The sequence below is a fragment of the Streptomyces sp. NPDC031379 genome (assembly GCF_055569615.1).
The window spans coordinates 82,868-101,814 of record NZ_JBVIIT010000011.1; the positions used below are offsets into that span (position 1 = coordinate 82,868).

Genomic DNA, 18,947 nt, shown 5'->3' on the forward strand with positions numbered 1-18,947 from the left:
ACTCGTCCCGTTGGGGGTCCCACTTTCAACGGTCGCGGGTCGAGGCCCCCCCCCCCCCCCCCCCCCCCCCCCCACCCCCCCCCCCCCCCGTCCCTCCCCCCCCCCCCCGCGGAGCGAGATCGTTCAGACCCTGGACTGACTCCGGCGCAGCCCCAGGCCGACCAGGACGGCGGCGGCCAGGACGATCGCCGCGTCCAGGGCGAGGACCGTGTGCACGCCCGCCAGCAGGTCGCCGGAGGTGGTGGCCAGCACGCCCAGCAGCGGGATGCCGACCGTGATGCCGACCTGCTGGGTGGAGGTCACCAGGCCGGTGGCCAGGCCCTGCTCCTCGTCCGGGACGCCGGAGGTGACGGTGAGGCCGTACGAGATGATCGCGCCCAGGTGGCACATGCTCGCCAGCGACACGGCCGCCGTGGCGAGCCAGACCGACCAGGTGTGGGCGTTCAGCGGGAGCAGGGCCGCCACCAGCGCCCCCTGGCCGGCCAGCGAGCCGACCAGGGTGCGGCGGGCACCGAAGCGGCCGATGACCTTCGGGGCGAGGGTGCCGGCGACGGCCGACAGCACGCCCTGGAAGCCGAAGACCAGACCGGTCTCGAAGGCCGACAGGCCCAGTATCTCCTGCAGGTACAGGGTCAGGACGAAGACGACCGTCGACATCATCGAGAAGGTGACCAGGCCGCCCACGTTGCCCCACGCCACCGTGCGGCGGCGCAGCATGGGCAGGGAGACCAGGGGAGCCGCCGAGCGGGACTCCACGACCGTGAACGCGGTCAGCAGCAGGAGGCCGGCGATCAGTGCGGTGATGACGTCGGTGCGGCCGAAGCCATGGTCGGCCGCCGTGGAGAGGGCGTAGATCAGCGAGAGCAGACCGGTGGTGACGGTGACCGCGCCGGGCACGTCCAGGCGCGGGCGGTCCGGGGTGCGGGACTCCGGCAGCAGGCCCGGTGCCAGCGGCAGCACGATCAGCGCGAACACCGTGAGCAGCGCCATCGTGGAGCGCCAGCCCAGCGCGTCGGTCAGCACACCGCCCGCGACCATGCCGACCGTGAAGCCCAGCGACAGCAGCGTGCCGGAGATGCCGAGGGCGCGGTCCCGGGCCGGGCCCTCCGGGAAGGTGGTGGTCAGCAGGGACATGCCGGTCGGGACGATCGCCGCCGCGCCGAGGCCCTGCAGGGCGCGCCCGGCGAGGAAGGACGCCGGGTCCCAGGCCAGGGTCGCGAGCAGCGAGGCCACGCCGAACAGGGCCAGACCGCTCAGGAACAGCCTGCGGCGGCCGTACAGGTCGCCGATGCGGCCGAAGAGGAGCAGGAAGCCGCCGGAGGGCAGCGCGAACGCGGTGACCGCCCACTGCAGGGCGGACCGGCTCATGCCGAGGTCGTCGCCGAGTTCGGGCAGGGCCACGTTCAGGACGGAGAAGTCCAGCGCGACCATGAACTGGGCCGCGCACAGGACGAAGAGGACGAGCTTGTCTCGCGTCGACAGCCGGGGGTTGTCGAGTGGTCCGCCCGCGGGGGCGGCGGGTTGGGTGGTGGTGTCGATCGCCATGCCAAGAGCTTGCGGCGGCCGGAACAATGCTGGGGAGTCGGAACTTATGGTGGTGGTGGCACCACCAGACACGACGGGGGAGGAGCGGTACGTGCCTGCTGCGGAGGCGACGAGGAGTCATCGGCGGAACGAGCTGCGCGAGTTCCTGATGAGCCGGCGGGCCCGGGTCAGCCCCGGGGAGGCCGGGCTGCCGGGCGGTGGCGGCCGGCGCCGTACGCCCGGACTGCGCCGGGAGGAGGTCGCCGTGCTCGCCGGTGTGGGCGCCTCCTGGTACCAGTGGCTGGAGCAGGGACGGGACATCTCGGTCTCCCCGCAGGTCCTGGACGCCGTCGCCCGGGTGCTCCGGCTCAGCGACGCCGAACGCCGGCACCTGTACCTGCTGGCCGGGCTGAACCCCCCGGCGCCCGAAGTGGCGCCGGAGCGGCGGGACATGTGCGACGGGCTGCGGCGGCTGATCGACACCTGGATGCCGTATCCGGCGCACATCATGGACCTGTACTACAACTGCGTGCTGTACAACGACGCGGCGGCGCTGGTCCTCGGTATGCGGCCGGACATCACCCAGAACTGCCTCATCGACTTCTTCGTCGACCCGCTGTACCGGTCGCGCAGCAACAGCTGGGAGCGGAACGCGCGGACGGTCGTGGCGCAGTTCCGGGCCGCGTGCGCGGCACGGCCGGACGACGAGGGGTTCCAGGCGGTGCTCGCCGAGGTGACGGAGCGCAGCCCCGAGTTCGTGGCGCTGTGGGCCGAGCGGGACATCGAGGACCAGGGGCAGGTCCGCAAGGAGCTGGACCATCCGCTGGTCGGGCTGCTGGTGGTGGAGTCGACGGTGATGAAGGTGCCGGTCCGGCCCGATCTGATGATCGTGCTGCATGCGCCGCTGGACGAGGCGAACACCGCGGCGAAGCTGGAGTGGCTGGCCTCTCCGGAGGGGCGGCGGGGCGCCATGTACCCCGTGGCGGGGTGAACCCGCCGCGGCTTCGTATGCTCTGAGCATGACCGAGAGCAACGCGCTTGACCCCGAGGACCGCAAGATCGTCACCCTGGCCCGTTCCGCGCGGGCCCGTAACGGTGTGCCCGAGGGGGCTGCCGTACGGGACGAGACCGGGCGTACCTATGTCGCCGGGACGGTGGAACTCGCTTCGCTGAAGCTGAGCGCTCTGCGGACCGCGGTCGCCATGGCGGTGGCGTCGGGGGCGAAGTCCCTGGAGGCGGCGGCGGTGGTGAGCGAGGTGGAGTCGGTGGCGGCCGAGGACCTGGCGGCCGTTGCCGATCTCGGGGGCGCGGGGACGCCTGTACTGCTGGCCTCGCCGGACGGCACGGTGCGGGTCACCGTCTCCGCCGGCTGAGCCACCAGGGGGCTCCGCCCCCTGGACCCCCGGCCCCCGCCTGCCCACCACGCCCACCCGTGTCGTCCGGCCGGGAAGCAGCCGACCGAACAGAAGGTCGGCTGGAATTCAACCTTGTTGGGCGTGTGCTCCCGCGCATCAATGGAGCCAGCGTTCCGACGGACCGTCAGATCCGCACCGCCCGCAGCGCGCCGCACCCGCCTGTCCGGGCCTCCCCGTCCGTCGGCGTCCCCCACATGGCACTCCCCCACAGGGAAGGGAAGCGGATCCCCATGAGAGGCAAGCGCACGGCAACGGGTGCGGCGGTGATCGCCGGGGCCCTCGCGGTCACCGGACTCGCCTTCGCGCCCACCGCGGCCGCCGTCACTCCCCAGTCGGCGACCATCACCGCGAGCTGCGGCATCTTCGGCGGTGGTGCGGCCACGCTCACCGCCACCCAGAGCGGCACCTCGGCCACCATCACCCTCACCTCCTCCGCGATCAAGGCGCCGCTCGCGGTGGCCAAGGACTCGATCTCCTCCACGCTCACCATGGCGAAGGCGGGCGGCGGCTCCGTCGTGTTCAGCGGGACGAAGAACCCGGCCATGAACACCGGTGACCCGGTCAGCGTCGGCCCGCTCAGCGGCACCGTCGCCTCCGGGGACCGCCTGGACGCCTACGGCGGCTCGCTGAAGATGGTGATCTTCGGGGTCATCGTGACCTGTACGGCGAGCGGTCCGCAGTCCCCCGGCCCGTTCGTCTTCGACTGACTGAACTGAGCGATCTGTTCCGGATGCCGCAGAAACTGATGATCCGTCAGATTTCTGCGGCATCTCCATTGACTTCTCACCCCCGCTCCACATCAATGCCCCCTGTCGGCGCAGATGAGCCGCTGCGCCCGCAACCCTCAGGAGGGGGCCCCATGGGTTCGACACCCCGAAGATCCCGACGGTGGCGCTGGGCGTCACTGTTCGGGGCGACCGCTCTCGCGGTCACCGCGGGCGGCGCGCTGGCCTGCCCGGCCGGTGCCGCCGGTACGAACGTGGACTTCGCCACGCACTGCATCCCGCCCGCCGTCTCGGGTCTTCCGCCGATCGACGGCACCACCACCGCGAGCGTGTCGGTGGACAACGCCACCCCCAAGGTCGGAGACACGGTCACCGTCACGTACACCGTGGTCACGGCCGCCGCGAGCAATCCCACCGACCTGGCCCTGCCGGCCGACATCATGACCCCGACCGGCAAGGTCACCCTCGGTGGCGCCCAGACCGGTGCCGTCACCGTCGCCGGGCCGAAGAAGAACCCGCCGGTGCCGGGGAAGGCCGCCTTCCCGTCCTTCTCCATGACGGGGACGTTCACCGTCACCAAGGCCGGCGAGATCAGCCTCTCGCCCGGCGACTACAACATCCACACCAGCTACATCCTGGAACTGGACACCCCGTGCACGGTCACCGACCCGCCCGCCCCGGTGTCGGGGACCGTCAAGGCCACCGACGGCACTCCCGCCAACACCCGGGCCGTCTCGCTGAGTTCGGCCTCGGGTGACCCCGGCGCCGGGGTCACCGTCAGCGGCAGCCACTTCACGCCGGGCGCGACGGTCACCCTGGCCGGGCGGGCCGGGGCCACCCAGACCGCGGACACCGCCACGGTGACCGCGAACGCCCAGGGCGCCTTCAGCGCTTCCCTCGTCGTCAACGACAGGACGACGACCGGGATCGTGGCCTACGAGGGCGGCTCCTGGAGCGCGGACAAGGGCGCGGGCCCCGCGGCCTACGTCGTCAACGACACCACGCCCGTCCCGGCCGGCAGCCAGAAGCTGACGTCCACCGTCAAGGCGGGCACGCTGTCCATGTCCCAGGCCGGTGACTCCGTCGCGTTGTCGGCGGTCGACTTCGGCAAGGGCGGGGCCTCGACCGGATCCCTGCAGACGGTGACCGTCAAGGACTTCCGCGGTGGGCCCGCGGGCTGGTCCCTGACCGGCAAGGTCACCGACTTCACCGGTCCCGGCGCCAAGATCGACGCGGGCAGGCTGGGCTGGACCCCCGCCTGCGTGACCAAGCCGGGCAGCCCCAGCACCTGCAAGGCCGGTTCGGCGGGCGCCGTGGGCACCTCGGGAGCGACCCTCGCGTCGACCCCCGACGGCACCGTCACCGGCGGCGAGTTCACCGTCGACGCCGGACTCTCCCTGGACGTACCGGCGTTCACGCCTCCCGGCTCCTACTCCGGCGTCCTGACCCTCACCCTCACCTGATCCCGACTCCCACTCCGGTGGCCGGGCGCCCGCGCCGTACGGACGGGGTCCGCACCCGCCCGACCGCCACCACCCCGAGCCCATGGGGGGTCCGCACCCATGCGCAAGCCGTACGTCCTCCTCCTGAGCCTGCTCCCGCTCCTCCTCGGCGTGCTCGGCACGCCCGCGCGGGCCGCCGACAACGGCAGCTGGTCCGTCTACCCGGTCGCCTCCAAGGTCGCCGCGCGCCCCTACTTCTACCTCTCCGCAGACCCCGGCGAGACGGTCACCGACAAGGTCGCCGTCCAGAACAAGACCGGCGGACCGCTCACCTTCCGGCTGTATGCGGCCGACGCCTACAACACCGCCCGCGACGGCGGGTTCGCCGTGCGGACGGCCGGGGAGAAGATGCGCGGGGTGGGCGCCTGGGCGAAGCCCGCCACGTCACGGGTCACCGTGCCCGGCCACAGGACCGTCACCGTGCCCTTCACCCTGCGCGTCCCCGACGGGGCCGAGCCGGGCGACCATCCGGGCGCGATCGTCGCGCTGGACGAGCGCACCGATCCCGGCGGCGGCACCCTGGCGCTCGGTGTGCGGCGGGCCGTCGGAGCCCGGGTCTACCTGCGGGTCGGCGGGCCCACGCTCCCCGCGCTCTCCGTCGAACACGTGCGCATCAGCCACCACCAGCCCCCGATGCCGGGCCTCGGCGACAGCACGGCGACCATCTCCTACACCCTGCGCAACACCGGGAACGTCACCCTCGACCCCAAGGTCCGGCTGACGGCGCGCGGGCTGTTCGGGCGTACGCTGCTCGACCGCGACCTGACCGGGGTCCCCTCCGAGCTGCTGCCCGGACAGCGGGTGCGGCTCACCGAGGACTGGCGCGGGGCGCCCCAGCTGGACCGGGCCGACGTGACGCTGAGCGTGCGCGCGACGGGCACCCGGGAGTCGGCGAGCGCCTCCTTCCTCGCACTGCCCTGGCTGCTCGCGGCGCTGGTGTCCCTCGCGGGCCTGGTGAGCGGGGTCCTGCTGGTCAGAGCGCGTCGGGGCCGCGCTCGCCGGTCCGCACCCGCACGACCGTCTCCACCGGAACGGCCCACACCTTCCCGTCCCCGATCTTCCCCGTCTGCGCGGCCCTGACGATCGCCTCGATCACGTCCTCCGCCACCGCGTCCTCCACCACGACCTCGATGCGCGCCTTCGGCACCAGGTCGACCCGGTACTCGGCGCCCCGGTACACCTCGGTGTGGCCGCGCTGCCGGCCGTAGCCACTCGCCTCGGTCACGGTCAGGCCGTGCACGCCCAGCTCCTGCAGGGCGGTCTTGACCTCGTCCAGACGGTACGGCTTGACGATCGCGGTGATGAGCTTCATGCCTGGGACTTGACCTTCTGGGCGGGGGAGAGGACGGAGTGGGAGACCGGGGCGCCATGGCCCAGGACTCCGTGATCGTAGGCCGTCTCGGCGTGCACCGTAAGGTCCAGACCGGTGTGTTCCTGCTCCTCGCTCGCCCGGAAGCCCATGGCCTTGTCGATCAGCTTGCCGAGGCCGTACGTCACCGTGAAGGCGTACGCCGCCACGACCACCACGGCGAGGAGCTGCTTGCCCAGCGGGGCGAGTCCGCCGCCGTAGAAGAGGCCCTCCGTGCCGCCGGTCATCGCCTTCTCGGCGAACAGGCCGATCAGCAGGGTGCCGATGATGCCGCCGACCAGGTGGACGCCGACGACGTCGAGGGAGTCGTCGTAGTTCAGCCGGAACTTCCAGCTCACCGCGTAGGAGCAGACGACACCGGCGGCGAGGCCCACGACCAGGGCGCCGAGCAGGGAGACCGTGCCGCAGGACGGGGTGATCGCGACCAGGCCGGCCACGGCGCCGGAGACCGCACCCAGGGTGGTCGGGTGGCCGTCGCGCTTGTGCTCGACGAAGAGCCAGCCGAGCAGGCCGGTGCAGCCGGCGGCGAGAGTGTTGAGGAAGGCGGCCGCGGCGAGGCCGTTCGCGCCGAGCGCGCTGCCCGCGTTGAAGCCGAACCAGCCGAACCAGAGCAGACCGGCGCCGAGGATCACCATGGGCAGGTTGTGCGGCCGCATGGCGTCCTTCTTGAAGCCGAGCCGCGGCCCGAGGACCAGGCACAGGGCGAGGCCGGAGGCGCCGGAGGTGATCTCGACCGGGAGACCGCCCGCGAAGTCCAGGGCGCCGAGCCTGTCCAGGATCCAGCCGCCCGGGCCCCACACCCAGTGCGTCACGGGAACGTATACGAGCAGCGTCCAGACCGGGACGAAGACCAGCCAGGCCGAGAATTTCGTCCGGTCGGCCACCGCGCCGCTGATCAGCGCGGCCGTGATGATCGCGAAGGTCAGCTGGAAGGTCGCGAAGAGGAGGGCCGGGACCGAGCCGTGGACGCTGTCCGGGCCGAGGCCGCTCATGCCGGCGTGGTCCAGGCCGCCGATGAGGCCGCCGAAGGCGTCGTCCCCGAAGGCCAGCGAGTAGCCGGCGGCCAGCCACACCACCGTGACCAGTGCGATCGCGACGAAGCTCATCATCAGCATGTTGAGGACGCTCTTCGTGCGGACCATGCCGCCGTAGAACAGGGCCAGGCCCGGGGTCATCAGCAGGACGAGGGCGGTGGCGGCGAGCAGCCAGGCGGTGTCGCCGGTGTTCACGTGCGCGGCGGCGAGGGTCACGGGCGTCTCCAACGGTGTGGGGGCTCGTCAGAGGGTCACCGGTGTGCGTTTCCGGTTGCGTACGGCGTTGTTTCCGTGACGTTTCGTTGCGTGGGGGTTTCCGAAGGCTCACGTGGGGACGTGGTGGCCGCGGCTGGTACGGCACGGGTTCGTGGATCAGGGAGAATGGTCGCCATGAGCGTTCGTACCCAGTCATCCGAGCAGCCGGCCGAGTCCGTCCACCGCGCCGGCTTCGCCTGCTTCGTGGGCCGCCCCAACGCGGGCAAGTCCACCCTCACGAACGCTCTGGTCGGGCAGAAGGTCGCGATCACCGCGAACCAGCCGCAGACCACGCGGCACACGGTGCGCGGCATCGTGCACCGTCCCGACGCCCAGCTCATCCTGGTGGACACCCCGGGCCTCCACAAGCCGCGCACGCTGCTCGGCGAGCGGCTCAACGACGTCGTACGGACGACGTGGGCCGAGGTCGACGTGATCGGCTTCTGCCTCCCGGCGAACGAGAAGATCGGCCCCGGAGACCGCTTCATCGCCAAGGAGCTGGCCGGGATCCGGAAGACCCCGAAGATCGCCGTCGTCACCAAGACCGACCTGGTCGACTCCAAGACCCTCGCCGAGCAGCTGATCGCCATCGACCAGCTGGGCAAGGAACTGGGCTTCGAGTGGGCGGAGATCGTGCCCGTGTCGGCGGTCGGCGACAAGCAGGTGGGCCTGCTGGCCGACCTGCTCGTTCCGCTGCTGCCGGAGGGCCCGGCGCTCTACCCCGAGGGCGACCTCACGGACGAGCCCGAGCAGGTCATGATCGCGGAACTGATCCGCGAGGCGGCGCTGGAGGGCGTCCGCGACGAGCTGCCGCACTCCATCGCCGTGGTGGTGGAGGAGATGCTCCCGCGCGAGGACCGCCCCGCGGACCGGCCCCTCCTCGACATCCACGCCAACGTCTACATCGAACGCCCCAGCCAGAAGGGCATCATCATCGGCCCCAAGGGCAAGCGCCTCAAAGAGGTCGGCATCAAGTCCCGCAAGCACATCGAGGCACTGCTCGGCACGCCGGTCTTCCTGGACCTGCACGTCAAGGTCGCCAAGGACTGGCAGCGGGACCCGAAGCAGCTGCGCAGGCTCGGCTTCTAGCGGGCCGCGGCGGACCGGTCAGTCCACCCCGCGGATCCGGCCCACCAGCACCGCCCCCGCCAGCCCGAGCGCCGCCGCCACCAGGTACAGCACCCGGTAGCCGCCGAGATACGTCACGATCGGCGCGGCGAGTGCCGGAGCCGCCACCTGCGGCAGGGCGTTCGCCACGTTGATCACGCCGAGGTCCTTTCCCCGGTCCAGCGCCTTGGGCAGGACGTCGGTCATCAGCGCGAAGTCGACCGAGGTGAACACGCCGAAGCCGATCCCCAGGACCGCCGCCGCCACGATCGCGCCCGGCCAGGTCTGCCAGCCGGACAGGGCCGCCGTCGCCACCGCCATCAGCACCCCCGACCACACCACGAACGGCTTGCGCCGGCCCACCCGGTCGGACCAGGCTCCGCCCGCCACGACCGTCGCCAGCAGGGTCAGGCTGTTGACCGCCGTCAGGACCAGGACGCCCTGGTCGGGGTCGGAGCGGTGCAGGCGGTCCCGCAGGTAGTAGAGGAGGTACAGCAGCACCAGAGAGTTGCTGAGGTTGATCAGGAAGCGGGTCAGCCACGCCCAGCCCAGGTCCGGGTACCGGCGCGGGCTCAGCCGGAAGCCCGCCAGGAAGGCCCGCCAGGACCATCGCGGCCGGTCCTCCACCGCGAGCCGCAGATCCTCGTACCGCACGACGTACGGCACCACGCCCACCACCGTGAACACCGCACAGGCCGCGTACCCGGCGCCGGTCCCGCCCGCCGCCGTGGCGAGGCCCGTCCCGCCGACCACGCCCAGGATCTGCGCCGCGCCCAGCCAGCCGCCCACCGACCCCCGCTGGAGCCGCGGCACCCGGTCCGGCACGGCCGCGGTCACCGCCGCGAACGCCGCGTTCAGCGTGAGCTGCACCAGACACCAGCCCAGCGTCATCGTCCACGGCCCGCCCGCGCCCGCGAGCAGCAGCAGCGCCAGCGCGCCACCCGCCGCCCCGGCCACGATCCACGGCGTCCGGCGGCCCCGGCGGGCCGTCGTACGGTCCGACAGGGCGCCGAAGAAGGGGTTGGCGAGCAGGGAGACCACCGCGCCCGCACCCGTCACCCACGCCAGCAGCGCCTCCTTCGACATCCCGGTGCCGGGCGCGAAGTCCTCCGCCTGGGAGGCGAGCAGGATCTGCAGCGGGCCGAACCAGCCCACCCAGATCGCCCCGTTGGCCAGGGCCAGCGCGGCCGTCCAGCCCCGGCCGACCCGGTCCGCGGGCTCGGCCAGGGCGGCCGAGGCGCCGCCGGCGGTCATCTCTGTGCCCGCAGCACATCCCGGAACCAGCGGTAGGACGCCTTCGGGGTGCGCTGCTGGGTGGCGTAGTCGATGTGGACCAGGCCGAAGCGGCGCGCGTAGCCCTCCGCCCACTCGAAGTTGTCCATCAGGGACCACACGAAGTAGCCGCGTACGTCCACCCCGGCCTCCAGCGCCGCGTGCAGGGCGCGCAGATGGGCGTCCAGGTAGGCGATGCGGTCCGGGTCGTCGATGCCGTCGTAGGAGCAGCCGTTCTCGGTGATGACGATCGGCGGCAGCCGGTCGCCGTAGCGCTCACGGAACCCGCACAGCAGCTCGGTGAGGCCTTCCGGGACGACCGGCCAGCCGAAGTCGGTCTTCGGCCGCCCTTCGATCTCCCGTACCGAGAAGGGCAGTTCGGCGGGCAGTGTCAGACCGCCGTACTCGGCTTCGCCGCCCCCGGGGGCCCCGACCCTGGTCGGGGCGTAGTAGTTGACGCCGTACCAGTCGACCGGCTCGGCGATGACCAACAGGTCGGACTCCACGTCCCCGGGCATCAGCTCGCCCATGCCGTCGGGGTACCGCCCCAGGATGACGGGCTCGGCGAACAGGCGGTTGAGCAGGAGGTCGTAGAAGCCCGCCGCCTCCACGTCGGCCGGCTCGGCGGAGGCGGGCCAGGTCGGGCCGTGGGAGTTCGCGATGCCGATGTCCCCCGCCCCGGCCGCCCGCAGGGCCCGGACCGCGAGTCCGTGGGCGAGGAGCTGGTGGTGGGCGACCGGGAGGGCGTCGAAGAGCAGCCGCCTGCCGGGGGCGTGGGCGCCGAGCGCGTGACCGAGGAGGGTGTGCTCGGCGGGTTCGTTGAGGGTGATCCACTTCGTGACCCGGTCGCCGAGGCGCTCGGCCACCACGGCCACGTGGTCGGCGAACCGGGCCGCCGTGTCCCGCCGGAGCCAGTCCAGCGAGGCGGGCAGGTCCCAGTGGAAGAGGGTGGGTACGGGGCGCACGCCCGCCGCGCACAGCTCGTCCACCAGACGGTCGTAGAAGTCCAGGCCGCCGGGGGAGTTCACCCGGGGCCAGGAGACCGAGAAGCGGTACGCGTCCACGCCGAGGCCGGCGAGGAGGGCCACGTCCTGCGGGTAGCGGTGGTAGTGGTCGCAGGCCACCGCCGCCGTCGAGCCGTCCTTCACCCGCCCCGGCTCGGCCGTGAACTCGTCCCACACGGAACGCTCGCGCTCCTCGGCCGCCCCCTCGATCTGATGGGCCGAGGTCGAGACACCCCACAGGAAGCCGTCCGGGAAACGGGGCAGCGGATCGCGCGCGTCAGTCGCCATGGCCGGATCATCCTTACCCCGGGTAACGCAAGTCAACGCCCGGGCCCGAAACGGCGGTTGTGACGGGCACATAGGATCATCGGATGATCGAAGGCAAGCTGGTGAGGCTGCGCGCCCTGCGCGCCGATGACCTGGAGTTCCATCTGCGGTGGCGCAACGACCCGGAGGTGGTGCGCTGGGCCAGCGCGGACCATCCCGGCTTCGGCCCGGTCACCCGGGAGGCCCTGGAGCACTTCCATGAGGCCCGGCTCCGCGAGGACCCGCGGGAGGGCGCCACGTTCACCGTCGAGGAACGGGACGGCGGACGTCCGATCGGCATGGCCGACTACCGCGGGCTCGACCCGTTCGCCGGGCGGGCGACCGCCGGCATCACCATCGGCGAACGCGACCGCTGGGGCGGCGGCTACGGCACCGAGGCGCTGCGGCTGCTGCTCGGCCATCTCTTCGGCGCCTGCCGGCTGCACCGGGTCGAGCTGGACACCTGGAGCGGGAACGAGCGCGCCGTCCGGGCCTTCCGCCGCCTGGGGTTCGTCGAGGAGGGGCGTCGCCGGGCCGCCGTACGGGTGGGGGAGGAGTGGTACGACTCCGTGGAGTTCGGCATGCTCCGCGAGGAGTGGGAGGCGGCCAGGCCCTAGGGGGCGTCGCGGACCCGGGCTGATCCGGACGAAGCCCCCTAGGCGCCCTCCTTCAGCACCCGGGACACCAGGCGACGTTCGTCCTCGGTGAGCCGGGGGTCGGCCGCGTGGACCGTACGGCCGTCGACCGTGATCTCGTAGTGGAAGCCGTCCGGGACGCCGGTGGGCGTGCTGCCCCGGCCGGACGCGAGGACGCGTTCGGCCAGGGCCTGCAACTCATGGGCGTCGGGCCGGCCCGAGGTGTCCACCTCGGCCCGGCGCTCGATGCCCGCGAAACCGCCCGTGCGCCGTACTCGAATACGCATGGGTCACTGTGTAGTACGGAACTACAGCGTCCGCACCCCGACCTGTTCCCACGCCTTCTGCACGGCCTGGAGTTCGTCCCCGGCGCCGTACCGCTTCCGGGCCGCCTTCACCGTCAGCGTGGCGAAGTCGGTGAACAGGGCGTCCTCCTTCAGCTTGCCGCCGGTCAGCACGTCGTACCAGATCTGGCCGGCCTTCTCCCAGGAGTGGCCGCCGAGGGCCGTGGCGAGCAGGTAGAAGGCGTGGTTGGGGATGCCGGAGTTGATGTGCACACCGCCGTTGTCGCGGCCCGTGTGGACGTAGTCCTCCATCCGGGCCGGCTGCGGGTCCTTGCCGAGGACGTCGTCGTCGTACGCCGTGCCCGGCGCCTTCATCGACCGCAGGGCGGTGCCGGTGACGCGCGGGGCGAGGAGACCCGCGCCGATCAGCCAGTCGGCCTCGGCGGCGGTCTGGCCGAGCGTGTACTGCTTGATCAGCGAGCCGAAGACGTCGGAGACCGACTCGTTCAGCGCGCCGGACTGGCCGAAGTAGGCCAGGTTGGCGGTGTGCTGGGTGACGCCGTGGGTCAGCTCGTGACCGATGACGTCGACCGGGATGGTGAAGTCGAGGAAGATCTCGTTGTCACCGTCGCCGAACACCATCTGCTCGCCGTTCCAGAAGGCGTTGTCGTAGCCCTCGCCGAAGTGCACGGTGGCGTCCAGCGGGAGGCCGTTGTCGTCGATCGAGTGCCGGCCGTACGCCTTCAGATACAGCTCGAAGGTGGCGCCCAGGCCCGCGTAGGCGCGGTTGACGGTGGCGTCGGAGCCGGGCTCGGAGCCCTCCGTGCGGACCTCGGTGCCGGGCAGGTCCTGGGTGTGCCCGGCGTCGTAGATGGTGCGGTGCGGCTGGTCGGCGGCGGCACCGGCGGGCGCGGCGACGGAGGGCGCGCCGATCACCGTGGTCAGGCGGCGCTTGGTGCGCTGGTAGGCGTCGTGTTCCAGCGACCGGCGAGCCGGTGCGGAGAGCGCGGAGTCCTCGGAGCGGGCGAGCTTGTCGAGGACGTGGGGCGGCACGATCGTGCAGAAGACGGGCACAGAGCCCCCGTTGGTCGTCATGCCCGGCACCCTTGCACTGTGTGACGGAGATGTCACTAGCAGCAACCATGATTGGTGAAATACGCGGACATTCGTCATCGCTCTGTGTCACTCGATGGTATGGCTGTGTGCAGGGGAGTGGCGTAGCGCACTTTTTGTCCCATTTGCGGTCTCGGTTTCGCATACTGATACAGGCCCGCGCACCCGGCGCGGCTCGGCTAGGCTGCGGAGCATCATGCGTTTCGGGCTGCTTCTTCTTAGCTGCCGCGGCGAGGGCCTGTAGTCAGAGGCCGACTCCCTCCCCGCGGAGCTTTGGCGTTGCGTCGTCGGCCGTCCACCGGACCCGCGGACCTGCGGACCTTCTCGAGGAGCCCACGCAATCATGGCGAACCGCCAGCAGCCCAGTTCCATGCCGATCCACAAGTACGGCCGCTACGAGCAGGTCGACATCCCGGACCGCACCTGGCCGGAGCAGCGCATCACCGTCGCCCCCCGCTGGCTCTCCACCGACCTGCGTGACGGCAACCAGGCCCTGATCGACCCGATGTCGCCCGAGCGCAAGCGCCGGATGTTCGACCAGCTGGTCAAGATGGGCTACAAGGAGATCGAGGTCGGCTTCCCCGCCTCCGGCCAGACCGACTTCGACTTCGTGCGCTCGATCATCGAGGAAGAGGGCGCGATCCCCGAGGACGTGACGATCTCCGTCCTGACCCAGGCCCGCGAGGACCTGATCGAGCGGACCGTGGAGTCCCTGAAGGGCGCCCGCCGGGCCACCGTCCACCTGTACAACGCCACCGCCCCGGTCTTCCGCCGGGTCGTCTTCCGCGGCTCCAAGGACGACATCAAGCAGATCGCCGTCGACGGCACCCGCCTGGTGATGGAGTACGCCGAGAAGCTGCTGGGCCCGGAGACCGAGTTCGGCTACCAGTACAGCCCGGAGATCTTCACCGACACCGAGCTGGACTTCGCGCTGGAGGTCTGCGAGGCGGTCATGGACGTCTACCAGCCGGGCCCGGGTCGCGAGATCATCCTCAACCTGCCCGCCACGGTGGAGCGTTCGACCCCGTCGACGCACGCGGACCGCTTCGAGTGGATGAGCCGCAACATCTCCCGCCGTGAGCACGTCTGCATCTCCGTCCACCCGCACAACGACCGCGGTACGGCCGTCGCCGCCGCCGAGCTGGCGCTGATGGCCGGAGCCGACCGCGTCGAGGGCTGCCTGTTCGGGCAGGGCGAGCGCACCGGCAACGTCGACCTGGTCACCCTGGGCATGAACCTGTTCTCCCAGGGCGTCGACCCGCAGATCGACTTCTCCGACATCGACGAGATCCGTCGTACGTGGGAGTACTGCAACCAGATGGAGGTCCACCCGCGCCACCCGTACGTGGGCGACCTGGTCTACACGTCCTTCTCCGGCTCCCACCAGGACGCCATCAAGAAGGGCTTCGACGCCATGGAGGCCGACGCCAAGGCCAAGGGCGTCACCGTCGACGACATCGAGTGGGCGGTCCCGTACCTGCCGATCGACCCGAAGGACGTCGGCCGCTCCTACGAGGCGGTCATCCGGGTCAACTCGCAGTCCGGCAAGGGCGGTGTCGCGTACGTCCTGAAGAACGACCACAAGCTGGACCTGCCCCGCCGGATGCAGATCGAGTTCTCGAAGATCATCCAGGCGAAGACGGACGCCGAGGGCGGCGAGGTCACCGGCGGCGCCATCTGGTCGGTCTTCCAGGACGAGTACCTGCCCAACCCCGACAACCCCTGGGGCCGCATCCAGGTCAGGACCGGGCAGTCGACCACCGACACCGACGGCGTGGACGTCCTCACCGTCGAGGCCACGGTCGACGGCGAGGACCGGATCCTGTCCGGTTCCGGCAACGGTCCGATCTCGGCCTTCTTCGACGCCCTGCAGTCCATCGGCATCGACGTACGCCTGCTGGACTACCAGGAGCACACGATGAGCGAGGGCGCCTCCGCGCAGGCCGCCTCCTACATCGAATGCGCGATCGACGGCAAGGTTCTCTGGGGGATCGGCATCGACGCGAACACGACGCGTGCGTCGCTGAAGGCGGTCGTCTCCGCGGTGAACCGCGCCGCCCGCTGACGCCTCTGACCGGCGATTTCGAGGCCCTGACCGTTGTCCACGACGGTCAGGGCCCCGTCGTGTATCAGCCATCGTGCCTCCGAGGTCACGGAAAGGTCTCGTACGAGGTACTGACTCAGCGTCCAGGATGTGGCTAACATCACGCCAGCGCGGCGATGCTGCCGCGTGGTTACGGAGGTGCGACGTGCTGCCAGTACGGGGACGAGACGGCCGTGCCGCCAGGGCTGCGCGCATCCTGGGCACCCGCATCGCCTGGACACCCGCGGGAGACGGCGAGTTCTTCTGCCCCGGCTGCGGAGGCGACCGCAACTACCAGCGGCTGACCGGGCGCCGCCGCCTCACCCTGCTCGGCGTGCCCCTGCTGCCGCGCGGGGTGACCGGACCGGTCGTGGAGTGCGCGTCCTGCCGCCACCACTTCGGCACCGAGGCCCTCGACCACCCCACCACCCGCCGCTTCTCGGCGCTGCTCCGCGACGCCGTGCACACCGTCGCCCTCGCCGTGCTCGCCGCGGGCGGCACCTGCTCCCGTACGGCCCTGGAGACGGCCGCCGGCGCGGTCCGCGGGGCCGGCTACGACGACTGCACCGAGGACCAGCTGGCCGCCCTGGTCGAGGCCCTCGTCGCCGACACCGGCCGGGTCTTCGAGCAGCCGTGCGGCGCGAGCCTGACCATAGAGCTGCACGAGGCCCTGGACCCGCTGGCCCCGCACCTGGCCCCGGCCGGCCGCGAGTCCCTGCTCCTGCAGGCCGCCCGCATCGCCCTCGCCGACGGCCCCTACACCCCCGCCGAACGCGACGCCCTCACCACGATCGGCGCGGCCCTGACCATCTGCGCCGACGACGTGACCCGGCTGCTGGCCGCGGCGCGCACGCCGTCCTGACCCACGCCCGCCCGCGGTACGCCCGCCCGTTACTCCCCGGGGAGTAACGGCGGACCCCGGACACCCGTGGCAGTACCCGTGAACTCGCCCCCGAGCCCGACGAACGCATCCCTTTCCGGCGGAAGTCTGGAAGCCGTATCCAGACAACCGTTCCGGAGGGGAGGCCCGTTTCCATGGGGGCCGCGACAACACGGGCGTCACAGGGGCGGCGAGGGCTGCCGTGGCTGGTGGTGGGACTGTGGGTGGTCCTGCTGGCAGGAGCGGCACCGTTCGCCGCCAGGCTCGCCGACGTCCAGCACGACCGAGCCACCGACTACCTGCCGGCATCCGCCGACTCCACCCAGGTCGCCGCGTTGCAGGACCGCCTGCCGGGCGGCGAGACCACCGAGCTGATCCTCGTCTACCGGCGCGCTGGCGGGCTCACCGCGGCCGACCGGGCCACGGCGGCCGGACAGGTGGCGGCCGTCGCCGACCGGCACGCCCTGACCGGCACCCCGCGGGGCGTCCCCTCCGCCGACGGCACCACCCTCATGTACCCGGTCACCAGCAACGAGCCCGGCGCGGACGAGGAGAAACGCGACGCGTTCGTGGACGACGTCCGCGAAGTCGCCCACACCGAGGGCGGGTTGACGGTGCGGGTCGGCGGTCCGGCCGCCCTCGCCACCGACGCCTCCGGCGTCTACTCCTCCCTCGGCGGCCCCCTGCTCTACACCACGGTCGGCGTGGTCGCCGTCCTGCTGATCCTCATCTACCGCAGCCCGCTGCTGTGGCTGGTCCCGCTCCTCGTCGCCGGCCTCTCCGACTTCCTCGCCCGGGCGGCCGCCTACGGCCTCAACCAGGCCTTCGGCACCACCGTCTCCGGCCAGAGCGCCGGCATCATGACCATCCTCGTCTTCGGCGCCGGCACCGACTACGCCCTGCTCCTCGTCTCCCGCCACCGCGAGGAACTCCGCCGCCACGAGCGGCCGTACGACGCCATGCGGGCCGCGCTGCGCGGCTGCGGGCCCGCCGTCCTCGCCTCCTCCGGCACGGTCGCCGCGGGCCTGCTCTGCCTGCTCGCCGCCGACCTCAACTCCAGCCGTGGCATGGGCCCGCTCGGCACCGTCGGCGTGCTGTGCGCGCTGGCCGCGATGCTGACGCTGCTCCCGGCCGTCCTGGTCCTGCTCGGCCGCCGCGTGTTCTGGCCGCTCGTACCCGCCTACGGCAGCACGCCCCAGGCCCGCCGCTCCCTGTTCGCGGCGATGGGCACCTCGGCCGGGCGCCGCCCGCTGACCGTGCTCGCCTCCGGCGCCGCCCTGCTCGGCGCCCTCGCGCTGGGCGCGCTGAACCTGCCCGGCCCCCTCAAGCAGCTGGACGCCTTCGTGGACCGGCCCGAGTCCGTGACCGCGATGGAGACCGTGGCCCAGGCATACCCGGAGCGGTCCGCGCAGCCCATCGAGATCCTCACCCCGGCCGGGCGTGCCGACGCGGCCCTGGCCGCGGTCAAGGACACCCGGGGAGTGGCGGACGCGCGGCAGGGCCGTACCGGCGGAGGCTGGACCGAGATCACGGTGACCGCTTCCGCGCCGCCGCAGTCCGCCGCCGAGACCGCCACCATCGAGGCGCTGCGGCACCGGTTGCCCGGCTCCCACGTCGGCGGGCCCAGCGCCCAGCAGCTCGACCTGCGCGACACCAACGCCCGTGACCGGCTGGTCGTCGTCCCCATCGTCCTGGTCTCCGTGCTGCTGATCCTGGTCGCCCTGCTGCGCTCCCTGGTCGCCCCGCTGATCCTGGTGGCCGCCGTGGTCGCCGTGTGGGGCGCGGCCCTGGGGCTGGGCGGGCTGGTCTTCGGGCCGCTGTTCGGCTTCCACGGCACCGACCCCGGACTCGGCCTGCTGTCCTTCGTGTTCCTGGTCGCCCTCGGCGTCGACTACGGCATCTTCCTGATGCACCGGATGCGGGAGGAGTCCCTCAAGGGGACCGAGCCGGCGCAGGCCGTGCTGACCGCGCTGCGCACGACCGGCGGGGTCATCGCCTCCGCCGGACTGGTGCTCGCCGCCACCTTCGCCGTCCTGACCAACATGGGCCTCGTCCAGCTGGTCGAACTGGGCTTCGTCATCGCCGTCGGCGTCCTCCTCGACACCTTCCTCGTCCGCACCTACCTGGTGACCAGCGCGAGCGTGGCACTGGGCCGTCGCGTGTGGTGGCCGGGACGACTGTCCAGGCCCCCTCACGACCGAGCCGAGGAACCCACCACCCACCCACTCCCCGCCGAACCACTGCCCTGACCCCCGACCACGGCCCCGCGAACGCCGACCCGCGCCCCGGGTTCCGGCTCCGCGTCCCGGCCGCCGGCGACCCGCCCCCGGCTCCGTGGCTTGATCTTCGGTGACCCGGCCTCCGGCTCCGGCCCGTGGTCCGGTCTCGGTGTCCCGGCCCTGCGGCCCGCCCCCGGCTCCGCGCCCCCGGCTCCGTGGC

At 72.1% G+C, this 18,947-nt stretch carries 17 protein-coding genes; 10 read left to right on the plus strand and 7 right to left on the minus strand.

Features of this window, described 5'->3' with window-relative positions; all coding sequences use genetic code 11:
* Nucleotides 1-123: 123 nt before the first annotated feature.
* Entirely contained in the window at nucleotides 124-1,545 is a 1,422-nt protein-coding gene (locus ACZ5CW_RS17770; protein ID WP_468602209.1) for an MFS transporter, read from the minus strand.
* A 148-nt stretch (nucleotides 1,546-1,693) separates the two neighbouring features.
* Between ACZ5CW_RS17770 and ACZ5CW_RS17775 the strand changes: the two genes are divergently transcribed.
* The 5 genes from ACZ5CW_RS17775 (at nucleotide 1,694) to ACZ5CW_RS17795 (ending at nucleotide 6,246) form a co-directional block, all read left to right on the plus strand.
* Entirely contained in the window at nucleotides 1,694-2,515 is an 822-nt protein-coding gene (locus ACZ5CW_RS17775; protein ID WP_468602569.1) for a helix-turn-helix transcriptional regulator, read from the plus strand.
* Between the two features lie 28 nt (nucleotides 2,516-2,543).
* Nucleotides 2,544-2,897 carry a cytidine deaminase gene (locus ACZ5CW_RS17780; protein WP_468602211.1) on the plus strand — a complete coding sequence of 118 codons (354 nt, stop codon included), beginning with the start codon at nucleotides 2,544-2,546 and terminating at the stop codon, nucleotides 2,895-2,897.
* Nucleotides 2,898-3,169: 272 nt separating this feature from the next.
* On the plus strand, nucleotides 3,170-3,646 hold the full coding sequence (locus ACZ5CW_RS17785; RefSeq protein ID WP_468602213.1) for a hypothetical protein: 477 nt from the start codon (nucleotides 3,170-3,172) through the stop codon (nucleotides 3,644-3,646).
* Between the two features lie 152 nt (nucleotides 3,647-3,798).
* On the plus strand, nucleotides 3,799-5,127 hold the full coding sequence (locus ACZ5CW_RS17790) for a beta-xylosidase (protein ID WP_468602215.1): 1,329 nt from the start codon (nucleotides 3,799-3,801) through the stop codon (nucleotides 5,125-5,127).
* Nucleotides 5,128-5,226: 99 nt separating this feature from the next.
* Nucleotides 5,227-6,246, plus strand: a complete 1,020-nt coding sequence (locus ACZ5CW_RS17795) for a DUF916 domain-containing protein (protein ID WP_468602217.1) — start codon at nucleotides 5,227-5,229, stop codon at nucleotides 6,244-6,246.
* Here ACZ5CW_RS17795 and ACZ5CW_RS17800 read toward each other — a convergent pair.
* Both ACZ5CW_RS17800 and ACZ5CW_RS17805 read right to left on the minus strand, forming a co-directional pair.
* On the minus strand, nucleotides 6,140-6,478 hold the full coding sequence (locus ACZ5CW_RS17800) for a P-II family nitrogen regulator (protein WP_468602219.1): 339 nt from the start codon (nucleotides 6,476-6,478) through the stop codon (nucleotides 6,140-6,142). The two genes, ACZ5CW_RS17795 and ACZ5CW_RS17800, sit on opposite strands and share 107 nt — an antisense overlap.
* On the minus strand, nucleotides 6,475-7,785 hold the full coding sequence (locus ACZ5CW_RS17805; RefSeq protein WP_468602222.1) for an ammonium transporter: 1,311 nt from the start codon (nucleotides 7,783-7,785) through the stop codon (nucleotides 6,475-6,477). The genes ACZ5CW_RS17800 and ACZ5CW_RS17805 overlap by 4 nt, the downstream gene beginning before the upstream one ends.
* A 174-nt stretch (nucleotides 7,786-7,959) precedes the next feature.
* Between ACZ5CW_RS17805 and era the strand changes: the two genes are divergently transcribed.
* Nucleotides 7,960-8,913: a GTPase Era gene (era, locus tag ACZ5CW_RS17810; RefSeq protein WP_468602224.1), complete on the plus strand. Its 954-nt coding sequence runs from the start codon at nucleotides 7,960-7,962 to the stop codon at nucleotides 8,911-8,913.
* A gap of 18 nt (nucleotides 8,914-8,931) precedes the next feature.
* On the opposite strand, the gene ACZ5CW_RS17815 is transcribed toward era, so the two are convergent.
* Both ACZ5CW_RS17815 and ACZ5CW_RS17820 read right to left on the minus strand, forming a co-directional pair.
* Nucleotides 8,932-10,185 (minus strand): MFS transporter, encoded by a 1,254-nt coding sequence (locus tag ACZ5CW_RS17815; protein WP_468602226.1) that lies wholly within the window; start codon nucleotides 10,183-10,185, stop codon nucleotides 8,932-8,934.
* Nucleotides 10,182-11,495, minus strand: a complete 1,314-nt coding sequence (locus ACZ5CW_RS17820; protein ID WP_468602228.1) for a GH1 family beta-glucosidase — start codon at nucleotides 11,493-11,495, stop codon at nucleotides 10,182-10,184. The genes ACZ5CW_RS17815 and ACZ5CW_RS17820 overlap by 4 nt, the downstream gene beginning before the upstream one ends.
* An 83-nt stretch (nucleotides 11,496-11,578) precedes the next feature.
* On the opposite strand from ACZ5CW_RS17820, the gene ACZ5CW_RS17825 reads away from it, so the two are divergent.
* Entirely contained in the window at nucleotides 11,579-12,130 is a 552-nt protein-coding gene (locus ACZ5CW_RS17825; RefSeq protein ID WP_468602230.1) for a GNAT family N-acetyltransferase, read from the plus strand.
* Nucleotides 12,131-12,168: 38 nt separating this feature from the next.
* Here ACZ5CW_RS17825 and ACZ5CW_RS17830 read toward each other — a convergent pair whose 3' ends face one another.
* A complete protein-coding gene (locus ACZ5CW_RS17830) occupies nucleotides 12,169-12,435 on the minus strand; it encodes a protealysin inhibitor emfourin (protein WP_468602232.1) in 267 nt (88 codons plus the stop codon).
* A 21-nt stretch (nucleotides 12,436-12,456) separates the two neighbouring features.
* The gene (locus tag ACZ5CW_RS17835; protein WP_468602234.1) at nucleotides 12,457-13,527 is read right to left on the minus strand and encodes a M4 family metallopeptidase; all 1,071 of its coding nucleotides are present in this window, start codon (nucleotides 13,525-13,527) and stop codon (nucleotides 12,457-12,459) included.
* Nucleotides 13,528-13,888: 361 nt separating this feature from the next.
* Between ACZ5CW_RS17835 and leuA the strand changes: the two genes are divergently transcribed.
* The 3 genes from leuA (at nucleotide 13,889) to ACZ5CW_RS17850 (ending at nucleotide 18,757) form a co-directional block, all read left to right on the plus strand.
* Nucleotides 13,889-15,610 (plus strand): 2-isopropylmalate synthase, encoded by a 1,722-nt coding sequence (gene leuA, locus ACZ5CW_RS17840; RefSeq protein ID WP_468602236.1) that lies wholly within the window; start codon nucleotides 13,889-13,891, stop codon nucleotides 15,608-15,610.
* A gap of 184 nt (nucleotides 15,611-15,794) precedes the next feature.
* Complete coding sequence (locus tag ACZ5CW_RS17845; protein WP_468602238.1) at nucleotides 15,795-16,490, plus strand: TerB family tellurite resistance protein; 696 nt, start codon at nucleotides 15,795-15,797, stop codon at nucleotides 16,488-16,490.
* Nucleotides 16,491-16,663: 173 nt separating this feature from the next.
* Nucleotides 16,664-18,757 carry an MMPL family transporter gene (locus ACZ5CW_RS17850; protein ID WP_468602240.1) on the plus strand — a complete coding sequence of 698 codons (2,094 nt, stop codon included), beginning with the start codon at nucleotides 16,664-16,666 and terminating at the stop codon, nucleotides 18,755-18,757.
* The last annotated feature ends 190 nt before the right edge of the window (nucleotides 18,758-18,947 follow it).

Excerpts from the sequence above, each read along its gene's own strand:
- ACZ5CW_RS17795 (WP_468602217.1), top strand. The coding sequence starts at position 5,227 with ATGCGCAAGCCGTACGTCCTCCTCCTGAGCCTGCTCCCGCTCCTCCTC.
- ACZ5CW_RS17780 (WP_468602211.1), top strand. The coding sequence starts at position 2,544 with ATGACCGAGAGCAACGCGCTTGACCCCGAGGACCGCAAGATCGTCACC.
- ACZ5CW_RS17775 (WP_468602569.1), top strand. The coding sequence starts at position 1,694 with ATGAGCCGGCGGGCCCGGGTCAGCCCCGGGGAGGCCGGGCTGCCGGGC.
- ACZ5CW_RS17800 (WP_468602219.1), bottom strand. The coding sequence starts at position 6,478 with ATGAAGCTCATCACCGCGATCGTCAAGCCGTACCGTCTGGACGAGGTC.
- ACZ5CW_RS17770 (WP_468602209.1), bottom strand. The coding sequence starts at position 1,545 with ATGGCGATCGACACCACCACCCAACCCGCCGCCCCCGCGGGCGGACCA.
- ACZ5CW_RS17850 (WP_468602240.1), top strand. The coding sequence starts at position 16,664 with ATGGGGGCCGCGACAACACGGGCGTCACAGGGGCGGCGAGGGCTGCCG.
- ACZ5CW_RS17785 (WP_468602213.1), top strand. The coding sequence starts at position 3,170 with ATGAGAGGCAAGCGCACGGCAACGGGTGCGGCGGTGATCGCCGGGGCC.
- leuA (WP_468602236.1), top strand. The coding sequence starts at position 13,889 with ATGGCGAACCGCCAGCAGCCCAGTTCCATGCCGATCCACAAGTACGGC.
- era (WP_468602224.1), top strand. The coding sequence starts at position 7,960 with ATGAGCGTTCGTACCCAGTCATCCGAGCAGCCGGCCGAGTCCGTCCAC.
- ACZ5CW_RS17830 (WP_468602232.1), bottom strand. The coding sequence starts at position 12,435 with ATGCGTATTCGAGTACGGCGCACGGGCGGTTTCGCGGGCATCGAGCGC.
- ACZ5CW_RS17815 (WP_468602226.1), bottom strand. The coding sequence starts at position 10,185 with ATGACCGCCGGCGGCGCCTCGGCCGCCCTGGCCGAGCCCGCGGACCGG.
- ACZ5CW_RS17835 (WP_468602234.1), bottom strand. The coding sequence starts at position 13,527 with ATGACGACCAACGGGGGCTCTGTGCCCGTCTTCTGCACGATCGTGCCG.
- ACZ5CW_RS17790 (WP_468602215.1), top strand. The coding sequence starts at position 3,799 with ATGGGTTCGACACCCCGAAGATCCCGACGGTGGCGCTGGGCGTCACTG.
- ACZ5CW_RS17825 (WP_468602230.1), top strand. The coding sequence starts at position 11,579 with ATGATCGAAGGCAAGCTGGTGAGGCTGCGCGCCCTGCGCGCCGATGAC.
- ACZ5CW_RS17820 (WP_468602228.1), bottom strand. The coding sequence starts at position 11,495 with ATGGCGACTGACGCGCGCGATCCGCTGCCCCGTTTCCCGGACGGCTTC.